The sequence below is a fragment of the Niveispirillum sp. SYP-B3756 genome, from assembly GCF_009495745.1.
GTDB lineage: Bacteria > Pseudomonadota > Alphaproteobacteria > Azospirillales > Azospirillaceae > Niveispirillum.
Genome location: NZ_WIDQ01000022.1, coordinates 43,110 through 56,350, shown reverse-complemented (window position 1 = coordinate 56,350; position 13,241 = coordinate 43,110). Strand labels below are relative to the sequence as shown.

10 protein-coding genes are annotated in these 13,241 nt (G+C 61.5%); 2 read left to right on the top strand and 8 right to left on the bottom strand.

What is annotated here, in order from left to right:
* Nucleotides 1-161 precede the first annotated feature (161 nt).
* The 4 genes from GE253_RS23820 to gloB all read right to left on the bottom strand — a co-directional run bounded on the left by GE253_RS23820 (nt 162) and on the right by gloB (nt 4,221).
* On the bottom strand, nt 162-1,544 hold the full coding sequence (locus GE253_RS23820) for an FAD-binding oxidoreductase (protein ID WP_153206658.1): 1,383 nt from the start codon (nt 1,542-1,544) through the stop codon (nt 162-164).
* On the bottom strand, nt 1,544-2,008 hold the full coding sequence (locus tag GE253_RS23815) for a VOC family protein (RefSeq protein WP_153206657.1): 465 nt from the start codon (nt 2,006-2,008) through the stop codon (nt 1,544-1,546). Before GE253_RS23815 ends, GE253_RS23820 begins: the two co-directional genes overlap by 1 nt.
* A 123-nt stretch (nt 2,009-2,131) precedes the next feature.
* Nucleotides 2,132-3,154: an AraC family transcriptional regulator gene (locus GE253_RS23810; protein WP_153206656.1), complete on the bottom strand. Its 1,023-nt coding sequence runs from the start codon at nt 3,152-3,154 to the stop codon at nt 2,132-2,134.
* Nucleotides 3,155-3,465: 311 nt separating this feature from the next.
* Nucleotides 3,466-4,221 (bottom strand): hydroxyacylglutathione hydrolase, encoded by a 756-nt coding sequence (gene gloB, locus GE253_RS23805; RefSeq protein WP_153206655.1) that lies wholly within the window; start codon nt 4,219-4,221, stop codon nt 3,466-3,468.
* Between the two features lie 510 nt (nt 4,222-4,731).
* Here gloB and GE253_RS23800 point away from each other — a divergent pair.
* A complete protein-coding gene (locus GE253_RS23800) occupies nt 4,732-5,550 on the top strand; it encodes an IclR family transcriptional regulator C-terminal domain-containing protein (RefSeq protein ID WP_153206654.1) in 819 nt (272 codons plus the stop codon).
* Nucleotides 5,551-5,632: 82 nt separating this feature from the next.
* Here GE253_RS23800 and GE253_RS23795 read toward each other — a convergent pair whose 3' ends face one another.
* Together GE253_RS23795 and GE253_RS23790 are read right to left on the bottom strand one after the other, a co-directional pair.
* On the bottom strand, nt 5,633-6,715 hold the full coding sequence (locus GE253_RS23795; protein WP_153206653.1) for a CaiB/BaiF CoA-transferase family protein: 1,083 nt from the start codon (nt 6,713-6,715) through the stop codon (nt 5,633-5,635).
* A 22-nt stretch (nt 6,716-6,737) separates the two neighbouring features.
* Nucleotides 6,738-7,505 (bottom strand): glucose 1-dehydrogenase, encoded by a 768-nt coding sequence (locus tag GE253_RS23790; protein WP_153206652.1) that lies wholly within the window; start codon nt 7,503-7,505, stop codon nt 6,738-6,740.
* A gap of 250 nt (nt 7,506-7,755) precedes the next feature.
* Between GE253_RS23790 and GE253_RS23785 the strand changes: the two genes are divergently transcribed.
* Nucleotides 7,756-11,247 (top strand): indolepyruvate ferredoxin oxidoreductase family protein, encoded by a 3,492-nt coding sequence (locus GE253_RS23785; RefSeq protein ID WP_153206651.1) that lies wholly within the window; start codon nt 7,756-7,758, stop codon nt 11,245-11,247.
* A 64-nt stretch (nt 11,248-11,311) separates the two neighbouring features.
* On the opposite strand, the gene GE253_RS23780 is transcribed toward GE253_RS23785, so the two are convergent.
* Together GE253_RS23780 and GE253_RS23775 are read right to left on the bottom strand one after the other, a co-directional pair.
* A complete protein-coding gene (locus GE253_RS23780; protein WP_211101570.1) occupies nt 11,312-12,052 on the bottom strand; it encodes a nitroreductase in 741 nt (246 codons plus the stop codon).
* Nucleotides 12,049-13,215, bottom strand: a complete 1,167-nt coding sequence (locus GE253_RS23775) for a lipid-transfer protein (RefSeq protein WP_211101569.1) — start codon at nt 13,213-13,215, stop codon at nt 12,049-12,051. The genes GE253_RS23780 and GE253_RS23775 overlap by 4 nt, the downstream gene beginning before the upstream one ends.
* Nucleotides 13,216-13,241 lie beyond the last annotated feature (26 nt).

The following is a 13,241-nucleotide window of genomic DNA, read 5'->3' as shown; positions in this document are numbered from 1 at the left end:
GGGGACAGGATCGACCATTCGTGGTCCGTAAGTTCGTAGCGGCGGCGCGTCATCAGGGGCTCCTTGTCAAAGCCCTTGAATCACGACGCCAATTCCAAACCAAGCAGTTTTATGAGTTTACTGCCTAAGGCGGTGGGGCGATGCCGGGCCTGCGGGGCCGATCAGAACAGTACGTCGTGATTGATGATGCGAGTGCCATCCAGGGCGTCCCGGACGCGACGCATCAAGGTCAATGCACCGGCGTCGACATGGTCGGGCAGAAAATCCCGCTTCATCTGTCCGATGCCATGTTCGGCGGTCAGGGCGCCATCGAACTGCCGGACAACAGCATACACAGTCGCTTCGATTTCGTGCGCGCGGGCCAGGGTGTCGCTGCCGATATGGGCGCCGATATGCAGATTGCTGTCGCCCAGATGACCGAAGGTGACAATCTTCACCTCCCCGAACGTGGTTGTCAGGGCTTGGCGGACGGCCTGGGCGAACGCGTCTGCCCGGCGGATATCGACGCTGATATCGAAGGAAATGAAGGGTGCCATCTCCCGCACCAGAATTTCCGATCCTTCACGCACGCGCCACAACTCGCCGACCTGTTTCAGCGAGGTGGCGGCGACGGCATCGACAATCAGGCCGGCGTCGAACGCCTCTTCCAGCAGGCTGTTGAAGGCGGCTTGGTCTGCCGCCTCATCGAAGCCCATCAGTTCCAGCAGGACATAGAAAGGCTGGCTGGGATCAACCGGTCGTCGCGTTGCGTCATGCCCGGCGACCATCGCATAATAATCCTGCCACATGACTTCAAAGGCCGACAGTTGCTGCAGGCGGCGGGCGCGCACCAGCAGGTCGAGCACAGCCTGGAAGCTGGAAAGCGAGAGGAAAGCCACCAGTTGGGTACGGGGTTGTGCCACCAGCTTCAGCACGGCACGGGAGACCACGCCCAGCGTTCCCTCCGAGCCGATAAAGAGCTGTTTCACATCATAGCCGGTATTGTTTTTCAAATACCGGTTCATGGCGCTGACAATGGTGCCGTCACTGAGCACCGCTTCCAGACCCAGAACATTCTGGCGCGTCATGCCCCAGCGGATCACCCGGTTGCCACCGGCATTGGTGGCGATGGTGCCGCCGATGGTGGCGCTGCCCTTCGCCCCCAGATCGATCGGATAAAGCAGCCCCTGTTCCATCGCCGCGTTCTGCACGGCCTCGACGGTGGCGCCGGCCTCCACGGTGGCGGTCAGGCCGACGGGATCGATCTCAACAATGCGTGCCATGCGCTCCAGGGAGATGACGATCTCCGCCGGGCCGGCATAGGCGCCACCGGCAACGCCCGTCCGGCCGCCATGAACGACCACCCTTTGTCCTCGGGCATGGCAGAGCGCCATGATCTGCGAAAGCTCCCCGGTGGATGCCGGCCGCACGATGGCGGGCCCTTCGGGCGGCACCGCGCGGAACGGATCACAGGAACGAAGGGTGACATCAGTTCCGGTCAGCAAGCCGCGGTCACCGACGATGCTGTGCAGATCAGAAAGCAGGGTGGCTTCGGTGCTTGTCATCAGACCGCCTTCGTGTCACGCCGGATCTGGATCAGTTCGATGGCGTAGCCATCGGGATCCTTCACGAAGGCCAGTTGGGGGGCGCCTTCACGCAAGGTCTTCGGGGCGGTGCCCTTGACCCCGCCATAATCGGCCAGCCGGTTCCACATGGCGGTGACATCGGGCACGCCGATGGCGATGTGCCCATAACCATTGCCGTGTGTATAATCTTCCGCCTTGTCCCAATTATAGGTCAGTTCCAAAGCGGCTGGCCCATCGCGGTAGCCGGCAAAGGACAGGAACAGGATGGAAAAACGTCCCTCTGCGAAATCGTACCGGTCCAGCAAATTCATGCCGAGCCCATCGCAGTAGAAACGCAGGGAAGCATCCACGTTGCGGACACGGATCATGCTGTGCAGGACGCGGGGGGTTTCGGCATCCTCACCCCAGACCCAGAACGGGTCGATATCGGCTGAACCCGGCATCGTGTTTCCTTAGATAAGCGATTGAACCCAATCGCTTATCTATCAGAAATCCAACCCGCCTCCGTTATCCTGGACCGCAATGTCCTTTGCTTTGTGCTGTCGGTGATGCCGTTCTGTCCAGCCCTATGCGGACAGGCGCTCCAGCCGCTGGACATTCGAGTTATCGCCGGGCAGGGATTGCTCGGACAGGTGCATCGCGCGGAATTCCCGCGGGGGAAGGCCATAGGTCGCCTTGAACATACGGCTGAAATGTGCCGCACTCTTGAAGCCCGACATGTAGGCGATCTCATGGATCGGATGTTCGCGCGTGCGGGGAGCAATCAGCCAGTCCCGCGCCTTCGGCAACCGGTTCTGCCACAGCAGTTCGGAGAAGGACGTATTGTTAGCCTTCAGTACATAACACAGATAACGTGGCGAGATTCCACAGTTGGCAGCCACCTTGTCGAAACACAGATCAGGATCCGTGATGTTCATCATGATGTAGTTTTCAATATCGGTCAGGCGCCGATCCACCAGGGTCTGGCGCTTGGGCATGTCGATACGACAGCTGCGGAGATGGTCGCCCAGGGCTTCCAACATGCTTTGGACCAGCGGCTTGGCCGCCCGCTGGCTCAACTGATCCCCATGCTCGATGAACAGATCAAGCATCTGCCGGACAACCTTGCCATCCGCGGAATCCAGATGGAACGGTTCGAAGAATTTCTCGGCTTCCTGGAGATGGGTGTAGAACATGTCCGGCGGCACGATGACCTGAAAGGATTCATGTGACGCTTCACCATCCCGGCATAAAGTTGCATGGAACGGCTGGTTTGAATCCAGAATGCCGGACTGACCGGCCCTTATTTCACACTGGCCTTGCGCCCGCACGATCTTTACCGATCCGCGTATTACAAACCAGATCACCCGCAGGCCGACCCGGTTCTTGCGGATATGCTGATAGGCCCGACGATAGGAGAGTTCCGAGATTGTTGAAATATGTGTTATCGAGATGGGGTAATGCAGTGCCTTGTCGAACCTGACACCCGTGAAATCCCCATTGGCGCACTCTAGATTTCCATCATAGAATTCGCGTTTCGTCAGCGCAGCATATGCCTTCAAGGCTTCGGAAGAATTGTACCCGTCATTTGTGTAAAGCCGTTCCATCATTTCCTCCCTGTGCACTGTATTTTTGATTTCAAGTTTGTCGGTGCAGGTTTCCCTCTGCTTGCGACAGCCGTCAGCTTACAGCAAACGGATAAGGACAATTCCATAGCTTTCACCCTTAGCCAGGCGAAAGGTTGTCATCCTTGCTGGAATGATCATTCAGTATGCGAAATGCCGAGTCAAGGGGGAACGGTGCTCTTGTGTGCAGGCTACGCCTCTTGCGTGGAGACATGAAGATGATGAAGCGGGGTACCTTGGCGGAACAAGGCGGCCCCGCTTCATCTGGAGCGGTTTTCGGCCAACCGAAAACCGCCTCAGCCCTTGAAATTGTCTTTGGCGGATCGCACGGCGGCGAATGCCTCCACCGCTCGTGCGGGTCCATATTCAGGTTTCAGGAAGGGGGCCCGTAGAAATGGGTTCGTGGCGAGTTCATCCTTGAGCAGGCAGGGAACCGTTGGAACACCATTATCGACCATCTTCAGCAGCAACTGCGCCCGTGCGCGCGTTGCTGCTGACGCGTCGATGCTCATGGCGAAGCCCGCATTGCCACGGGCATATTCGTGTGCCGCATAGATTTCCGTGTCGGGAGGCAATTGGGCCAGGCGCTGCAGACCGTTCCACATCTGCTCTGCCGTGCCCTCGAAGATCCGGCCGCATCCAAGGGGGAACAGCGCGTCCCCGACAAAGGCAACGCCCGCATCGGGGGCATGGAACGCCACATGGCCCAGGGTATGCCCCCCGACATCGATCACGTTGAAGGATGTGGCGCCAAGAGCGACCATATCGCCGGGGACCACGACCTGATCAATTTCCGAGATTTTGCGTACCTCTTCCGGCCCGATAATCTTTGCACCGGTTGCCGCCACGATGGTGGCATTGCCGCCGGCATGGTCAGGATGCCAATGGGTATTGAAAATATAGTCGATCCCCCAGCCGATCTTCGAGGCTTCGGCCAGGATGGCCTGGGCATCCGGGCTGTCGATGCACGCGACCTTGCCGGTGAGCGTATCCTTGCACAGGAAGGCGTAATTATCTTGCAGGCAGGGGAATTGATGGATCGTCAGGGACATGATGTCGACTCCGGATTCACGCCATAAACCAAGGCGGTGGTCTGGCCTTTACGTCTGCCGCAAGCACCGTCGCCGCATCCGCGGCCCGGCTTCACGCCGCATGTGCGGCGCAGCGGCAGTCGTAGCCCGCGCAGAATGCCATGGCCGACATGGTCCATCCCTGCACCCAGTCTGGCCTATGGGAGCAGATCAAGCCTCAAGTGTGTTGAGTCTCGTGAAAGCCTGTAACAGGCTGATTATGCGATAGCTATTGCGGTAGAGCTGAAGCCGGATGCCGTTCCGACTGGGACGCTTTGGACCTGGTTCTTGAAGAGGGCCGCAATTTGTAGGAAAAAATGGAAGGAAAATTTTATGGGCGCACCAGGGTCGGGAAATTACGCGCGAAATTATCCATTGCTCCCGATATCAACGGGAGAGTTTTGGGTCTGCGTCCCGATCGGCACTCCTATTTCTAAATGACTTCAATTAGATAAATCACTTTCCCATTGGATACGGACTGATCGTGACGCTATGTGTGCTGATTTCAACCAACAAGAACATCATAAAGGTAAGAACGCCATGACATCGAATTGCGATGCGACGGAAGGTGCAAAGGGGGGGAGCGTCAGGTCCGTTCTCGACATTTTGACGTTCCTGGCCACAACCGGCCAGCCGAGTGGCGTTAACGCGATCGCCCGGGCGCTGTCGATCGCTCCCAGTTCCTGCTTCAGAATTCTCAAGCAGTTGCAGGCGTCGGAATTCGCGGAATTTGATGAAGATACCAAATGTTATTCACTGGGATGCGGGGCGGCGGTCCTGGCGCGACGGGCGCTTGACCCCAATAATGCCTTCGTGATGCTGCGCCCGAAACTGGAACAGTTTGTCGAAGCCCATAATGTGGCGATCGGATTCTGGCGCCTGCTGCCGCGCCGCCGCATGGTGCTGGCCGGGTTTGTCGAAGGCCATAGTTTGATGCGCATCCAGATGACATTGGGGCAGCGCTTGCCCATGCTGGTCGGCGCTGTAGGGCGTGCCTTTGCTGCGGAACTTTGTATGCCGGAAGATGAATTGAAGGCGGATTTCGAGCGTTTGCGCTGGCAGCAGCCACTGACGTTCGAAGAATATCGGGCGCAGGTTCTGGAGTGCGGGCAGAAGGGTTATGCGGTTGATCGGGATAATTTCGCGCATGGCGTGACCACCGTGGCGGTGGCTCTGCGCGATGCGCAATCGGTCACCCGCTATGGTCTGTCAGCCATCATGTTCAGCGGCTCGCAGACAGAAGAGCGGGTGGCGATGGTGGGCGAAGCCCTTACGCAGCTTGTCAATTGGGCGGCATCCAGAATCCACTGAAATCATCCCGGCAGCGCCTGCACCCGATGCCCGACCGTCTGATGGCTGGCGCCGGGAAGGGATGCAGGCGGTTCACCGGCCATCAGCCCCAGGAAGCGATCACATCCTCTGCTTCATATATGTCGGGGGAGGGGGGCCACTGGATGGCGCCGGGCGTGCGGGAAAACCGCGGTGCCGGTGCCGGTTGCACCACACCGGCCGATTCAACGAACGTCTCACGCGCCACATTGTGGGGATGCTTGGGGGCCTCGGCCAGGGACAACACCGGCGCGAAGCAGACATCCGTGCCCTCCATGACCGCACACCATTCGTCGCGCGTGCGGGTGATAAAAATATCGCGCAAAGCCTGGCGCATCTGCGGCCAGTCCTTGAAGGACATCTGCGGCTGGGTCAGCGTATCACCGGCCCCGGTCTTTTCCAGCAGCAACGCATAGAATTGCGGCTCGATCGAGCCGATGGAGACCCATTTTCCATCCGAGCACTGGAAGGTGCCGTAAAAGGGGGCGGCCCCGTCGAGCAGGTTGGCCTCGCGCTTGTCCTGCCATTTGCCGCCGGCATGAAGCCCATAGAACAAGGACATCAGATAGGATGCACCATCGGTCATGCCGGCATCAACAACCTGACCCTGGCCGGTGGCGCGGGCGTGCAGCAGGGCTGCCAATATCCCGGTAACCAGGAACATGGCCCCGCCACCATAGTCGGCGGCGATGTTGAGCGGGGCCACCGGCCGATCAGCCGGACCAATGGCATGGAGCGCGCCCGTCAACGCCAGATAGTTGATGTCATGGCCTGCCGTATGGGCGTAGGGACCAAATTGCCCCCAACCGGTCATGCGGCCATAAACCAGCGCCGGATTGCGTGCCAGCATGACATCCGGTCCCAGGCCCAGCCGTTCCATCACGCCGGGCCGGTTGCCTTCAAAGGTGATATCCGCCTTCTCGGCAAGTCGCAGGCAGGTTTCCACAGCCTCCGGCGTCTTCAGATCCAGAGTGATGCGGCGGCGGCCGCGCGCATCGGGTCGGTACGCGGGCGGCGGTGGCGCGCCCTTGCGCGCGATCTCCACCACATCGGCACCCATATCGGACAGCATCATGCCGGCGAAGGGGCCGGGTCCGATACCGCCAAATTCCAGAACCTTCACGCCGGTCAGCGGGCCTTTTGCCATTTTCACAATCCTCGATTTCCGGTCAGCGGGAAAGATAGCCGCCATCGACGGCCAGCACATGCCCGAAACAGAAAGTTGACAGGTCGGAGCTGAGCCACAGAACCGCTTCGGCGATTTCCTCCGGCGTGCCCAGCCGGCCGTTCACGCTCAACATCTTCGCCAATGCGCGGCTGTCCAGCCCGACCCGGGCGACATTTTCGGCCAGCATGGGTGTATCAATGCCGCCGGGAGCGACCATGTTGATCCTGACGCCCTTGTCGCCATAGGTCATCGCCGCGCCCTTGGTCATGGCCACGACGCCGGCCTTGGTCCCGCTATAGACGCTGCCGGTCAGATGCGGGCGCTGAGCGCTGATGGAGGTGATGTTGACGATGGTGCCGCCACCCTGCGTCAGCATCTGCTTGATCTGCCGCTTCATGCACAGGAAGACGCCACGGAAATTGACGCCATAGAGCATGTCGGCCATCTCGTCGGAAACGTCTGCAAACAGGCTCGCTTCCTTGTCGATGGCGGCATTGTTGCACGCACAGTCCAGCCGGCCATAGGTTTCCAGCGTCGCCGCCATCAGGGCGTCCACCGAGGCAGCATTGGACACGTCGCAGTGAACAAAGCGGGCGTCACCGCCTGCCTGACGGATGGCCGCCTCCACTTCCTGTCCGGAGGCCGTGTCGACTTCCGCGACAATGACCTTGGCACCCTGCTGGGCGAAGCCTTCGGCGATGGCGCGTCCCATGCCGCGGCCGGCACCGGTGACGAGCGCCACCTTTCCCCCCAAACCGTAATTCTTCATCGTTGATCACCATTGTTGTGCCCCGGCATCGCCGTGGCCGGTGTGGATCTGCGGCACGACTATAGGCCTGGGCCGGAAAATCGCTGTGTCCAGCGACGGCAACACGGCTGTTCTCCAGCCGCAATGACACGACCGGAATGGCGGTCGCGTACAAGTTCGCAATCAACCACGGACAAGAGGCAGGGTGCATACAGGGAGCTATGCTGATCGGTCCGGCCCGATCACGTGATCGTTGGAATGAGCGAGCGGAATGACCAAGACAGCCACCAGTCTGGACGACAAATACACCCGACGCAGCGGCCGCGTCTTCCTGTCCTCCAACCAGGCGCTTGTCCGGCTGCCGATCGACCAGGCGCGTCGGGATCGGGCCGCCGGTCTGAAGACGGCGGGTTATATCTCCGGTTATCGCGGCTCACCACTGGGGGTCTATGACGCCGCTCTCTGGGCGGCGCAGAAGCATCTGGATGAACATGACATCCGCTTCGCCCCCGGTCTGAATGAGGAACTGGCGGCGACGGCGATACGAGGCACCCAGGAACTGGCCTGGTTCGGCAAGTCCGAGTATCAGGGGGTCTTCGGCCTTTGGTATGGCAAGGGACTGGGCGTTGATCGCGCCTGCGAGGCGCTGAAGCTTGGCAACCTGGAAGGGGCGTCCGCCACCGGCGGCTTTCTGGCCGTCGCGGGTGACGATCATGGCGGCAAATCCTCGGCCAGCGCGCATCAATCCGAACATACGTTGATCGCCGGCTTTCTGCCGGTTCTATATCCGTCCACGACGGCAGAGATTATTGAGTTCGGTCTTTACGGCTGGGTCTTGTCGCGGTTCAGCGGCCTCTATGTCGGGCTGAAATGCGTCACCGATACGCTCGACCTGACCGCGTCCGTGGAACTGCCGGACATATTCCGCTCCTTCATCCAGCCGAACATCCTGATGCCGGTGGGGGGGCTGAATGTCCGCAACACCAAGTCGCCCCTGGAGCTGGAGGCGCTGACCGTCAATCACCGCCTTCCCGCAGCGCAGGCTTTCGTTTGCGCCAATCCGCTGGACCGGGTGGTGCTGGATGCACCGCATCGGACATTGGGCATTGTCGCGGCCGGCAAGGCCTATCTGGACTTGCGGCAGGCCCTGGCCGATCTGGGCCTGAGCGAGGAACGCTGCCACACCCTTGGCATCCGCCTCTATAAGCCCGGCATGATCTGGCCGCTGGAGCGGGAGGGGGCCGTCGCCTTTGCCCGGGGGCATCGCGCCCTGCTGCTGGTGGAGGAGAAGCGGCCGGTCATGGAGGATCAGTTTGCCCGCTATCTCTATGATCTTCCGGCGGATAGCCGGCCGGCCCTGTTGGGCAAGCATGACGTGGCCGGTGCTGCGCTGCTGCCATCGGTCGGTGAGCTGAGCCCGGCCCTGATCCGCCGGGCCTTGCGCACGGTGCTGGATCAGATCGGCATGGGCGATGGTGAGTTGCATCGCATCCAGGACCGCTTTCTGGACCTGGAAAAACGCTCCCTGGCCTTCGGCGGGGGCAAGGTCCGTACCCCCTTCTACTGTTCGGGCTGTCCCCACAATACCAGCACGAAGGTTCCCGACGGCAGCTACGCGATGAGCGCGGTCGGCTGTCAGGGGCTTGCCGCCTATGTGATGCCGGAGCGCCGCACCATGCTGCCCATGCCGATGGGTGGTGACGGTATGCCCTGGGTATCCGTGGGGCCGCTGGTGGAACGGGAACATATGTTCCAGAACATGGGCGACGGCACCTATTCCCATTCCGGCCTGCTGGCGATCCGGGCGGCCGTGGCGGCCAAGGCCCGCATGACCTTCAAGCTGTTATACAATGATGCGGTGGCGATGACCGGCGGGCAGCCGGTCGAGATGCATATCAGCCCGGTCGATATGGTGCGCCAGCTCGTCTCTGAAGGTGTGTCGCCGGTCGCCCTTGTCTCCGACGCGCCGGAGAAATATGCCGGCGCCGCGCTGCCCACCGGCGTCACCGTCCATCACCGTGACGACTTGGACAATGTTCAACGCATGATGCGGGAGCAGGAGGCGACGTCCGCGATCGTCTATGAACAGACCTGCGCCACCGAAAAGCGACGCCGGCGCAAGCGGGGAAACTATCCCGACCCCGACAAGCGAGTGTTCATTAACCAGGATGTCTGTGAAGGATGCGGGGATTGTTCTGTCCAATCCAATTGCGTATCGATCCTGCCGCTGGAAACGGAACTTGGGCGCAAGCGCAAGATTGATCAATCGACCTGCAATAAGGATTTCAGTTGCGTCAAGGGCTTCTGCCCGTCCTTCGTCACCGTCGAAGGGGCGAAGATCGCCATGCGGGCCGTTGCCGACCCCGCCCGGCTGGACGCGTTGATCGCAAAATTACCGGCACCGCCGGTCGCGCCGTTGGGCCGTGACGGCTATAACATGCTGGTCGGTGGCATCGGCGGCACCGGTGTCCTGACCATTGGGGCCTTGCTGGGCATGGCTGCACACCTGGAGGGCAAGGGTTGCACCGTCCTCGACATGACGGGGATGGCGCAGAAGGGTGGGGCGGTCACCGCCCATATCCGTGTCGGGCAAACGCCGCAGAGCCTGTATTCCACCCGCCTCGGCGTTGGTTCCAGCGACCTGATCCTGGCCTGCGATGCCGTTGTTGGGTCCGGTCAGGATCTGCTGAAGACGATCAATCCAGGCATCACCACGGCCATTGTCAATCTGGATGTCACCCCCACGGGCGAGTTCCAGACCAACCGTGCCGTCGATTTGGGTGAGGACAGTCTGCCGGCCGCCATCGAAACGGCGTTGGCCGGTGGCCCGATGCACAAGCTGCGGGCGTCATCGCTGGCCACGGCGCTGATCGGTGACAGCATTGCCACCAATGTCCTGATGATGGGATATGCCGCGCAGAAGGGCCTGTTGCCGGTCACCATCGCCTCGATCGTGCAGGCAATCGAACTGAACGGCACCTTTGTGAAGGGCAATCTGCGCACCTTCGCCCTTGGCCGTCTGGCGGCCCATGCGCCGGAAGAACTGGCCAAGGTCATCAGCCCGGTGAGCAAGCCGGCGGAAGAAACGCTGCGGTCGCTGATCCAGACGCGGATGACGCTGCTGACAGCCTATCAGAGCGAAGCCTATGCCCAGCAATATCTGGATTTTGTCCGGGAAATGGAAACGGCCATCGCCGCCAGAAAGGTGGCGGACAGCGGGTTGCTGTTGCGGGAGATCGTGCAGACGCTTGCCAAGCTCATGACCTACAAGGATGAGTATGAGGTGGCCCGGCTGCACACCGATCCAAAGTTCTGGGAGCGGCTGCGGGAGCAGTTCGATGGCGATTTCAAGGTCAAGTTCCATCTGGCACCGCCCATGCTGCCGGGCCGTGATGCATCGGGGCGGCCGCGCAAGCGGGCCTTCGGGGCCTGGGTTTTGCCCGTTTTCCGGCTGCTCGCCCGCCTGAAGGGGCTGCGGGGCACACCCTTTGACCTGTTTGGCTATACGGCCGAACGCCGGATGGAGCGGCAGTTGATTGCCGACTATCAGGTGATGATGCGGCAGGTGGTGGCGCAGTTGGATCAGGGCCGTCTCCACGCTGCCATCGAACTGGCCGGGGCGGCCAGCGACGTGCGCGGCTATGGTCCGGTGAAACACGCGGCCTATGAGCAATATCTGGCGAACCGGAAGCTGTTGCTGGACGCCTTTGCCAAAGGCCCGCCGGCCAAGGCTCCCGTGGACAGCGTGACCCAGCGGGCCTGATAAAAAACCCCGCCCCGGTCGAACCGGGGCGGGGTTTTTATTTGGGTGCGATGCCTGGGGCGCCCTATCTGTCCACCCAGGTGACGGCGTCATCCAGGGTCGACCGGCGGGAGCGGAAGCTGTTTGCCGGGTGCTCCGCCGCCGGATAACCGAAAGAAGCACCTAGCACGACCAGACGGTTCTCCGGGATGCCGAAATGATCGTGGATCAGCGGGGCGTGGGCGGCCAGTGCCGCCTGGGGGATCATGCCGATCCCCAGGCTCTGTGCCGCCAGCAGCAGGGTTCCCACATACAGGCCGGTATCGATGGTCCCATAGGTGCCCAGATCGCGTTCGGATGTGAGGATCAGGGCGTGGGGTGCGCCGAACAGACGGAAATTCTCCAGTGCCTGCTTGGCCGATGCCGGGCGGTCGCCATAGGCAATGCCGACGCTTTCATAGAGTTGCCAGCCGACCTCCCGCTGGCGTTCCTTGTAGACACCGCGATAGGCGCTGGGGAAGGCCAGGTCGGGCTGCATCGCGGCGGCCCCTTGCGTCATCTCCTGACAGGCACGGTCGAACAGGCGGGCGCGGAACCGTTCCGTTCCCTCACCCTCCGTGACGATGACCTGCCAGGGCTGTGAATTGCACCAGGACGCCGACATCTGGGCCAGTGCCAGCATCTGCCGGATCGTGTCACGCGGCACGGGCTCCGGGCGGTAGGCGCGGCAACTGTAGCGTCCCGCCAGCAGCCGGGAGAGCACTGCGGCCTCCGGGCTGAGCGCCTCGTCATCATCCAGCGGCTTGCGATCAATTTGCTCCATCATTCCACTCCGAGAATTGCGGCGCTGGTGGGCAGACCACTGCCGCCGGTCACCAACATGGTCTTCACACCGGGAACCTGATTGACCGCCTGGCCGCGCAGTTGCCGGACCGCTTCGGTAATCCCATTCACCCCATGGATATAGGCTTCGCCGAGCTGCCCGCCATGCATGTTGAGGGGCAGGGTGCCGCCGATCTCGATATTGCCGTTCTTGATGAAGTCCTTGGCTTCGCCCCGCGCGCAGAAGCCATAGGCTTCCAGGCTGGGCAGGATGGAGGGGCCGAAATGATCGTAGAGGATGGCGGCCTGGATGTCCTTCGGACCCAGACCCGACTGTGCGTAAAGCTGGCGCGCGGCCGCAGCGCTCTCGTCGCGCGGAGAGATATCGTCACGGTAGAAGCCGCCGAGCGAGACCGAGCCGCCGGGAGACCCTTGCGCCGCCGCCCGGATATAGACCGGCTTCTGACGCAGATCGCGCGCCCGCTCTGCACTGGTGACGACGATGGCAACCCCGCCATCGCTTTCCTGGCAGCAATCGAGCAACCGCAACGGGTCGGCGATCATGCGCGAGGCCTGATGGTCGGCAATCGTGATCGGCTTGCCATAGAAGAAGGCATTGGGGTTGGTGGCGGCGAATTTGCGCGCCGTGACGGCATAATTGGCGAAATCCAGGCTGGTTGCCCCGGTTTCATGCATGTACCGGCGCATCATCAGGGCGATCATCGCGGCCGGCGTCATCAGGCCGGCGGCCCCATGATAGGCGAAGATGACATTGTCGCTGGTTGGCGGCAGCGAATGCATGGGCGTTCCGAACCGGTACTCCGACCGTTCATTCATGGCGCGGTAACAGACCACGACCTTGGCGACGCCGCAGGCAATGGCCATGGCGGCCTGCTGCAGCGGCGCACAGGAGGCGCCCCCTCCCTGGCCGATACGGGAGAAGAATTTCAGATCCTTGCCCCCGATGGCCCGGAAGATCTCCTGCTCGCTGTTATTGTCCATGACGAAGCTGGACATGCCGTCCACCTCGCCAGGGTCGATACCGGCATCCGCCAGCGCGGCCAGTGTCGCTTCCACCGCCAGGCGCAGTTCGCTGCGGCCGGAGTTCTTCGAGAATTCGGTGGCGCCATAACCGGCGATGGCGGTCTTGCTGCTGAAATTATTCATATTCATGATCCTTGGGGCTATGCCGG

Bases quoted from the DNA above. Each gene is read 5' to 3' on its own strand.
- GE253_RS23820 (WP_153206658.1), bottom strand. From the start codon at position 1,544: ATGACAAGCACCGAAGCCACCCTGCTTTCTGATCTGCACAGCATCGTC.
- GE253_RS23815 (WP_153206657.1), bottom strand. From the start codon at position 2,008: ATGCCGGGTTCAGCCGATATCGACCCGTTCTGGGTCTGGGGTGAGGAT.
- GE253_RS23810 (WP_153206656.1), bottom strand. From the start codon at position 3,154: ATGATGGAACGGCTTTACACAAATGACGGGTACAATTCTTCCGAAGCC.
- gloB (WP_153206655.1), bottom strand. From the start codon at position 4,221: ATGTCCCTGACGATCCATCAATTCCCCTGCCTGCAAGATAATTACGCC.
- GE253_RS23800 (WP_153206654.1), top strand. From the start codon at position 4,732: ATGTGTGCTGATTTCAACCAACAAGAACATCATAAAGGTAAGAACGCC.
- GE253_RS23795 (WP_153206653.1), bottom strand. From the start codon at position 6,715: ATGGCAAAAGGCCCGCTGACCGGCGTGAAGGTTCTGGAATTTGGCGGT.
- GE253_RS23790 (WP_153206652.1), bottom strand. From the start codon at position 7,505: ATGAAGAATTACGGTTTGGGGGGAAAGGTGGCGCTCGTCACCGGTGCC.
- GE253_RS23785 (WP_153206651.1), top strand. From the start codon at position 7,756: ATGACCAAGACAGCCACCAGTCTGGACGACAAATACACCCGACGCAGC.
- GE253_RS23780 (WP_211101570.1), bottom strand. From the start codon at position 12,052: ATGATGGAGCAAATTGATCGCAAGCCGCTGGATGATGACGAGGCGCTC.
- GE253_RS23775 (WP_211101569.1), bottom strand. From the start codon at position 13,215: ATGAATAATTTCAGCAGCAAGACCGCCATCGCCGGTTATGGCGCCACC.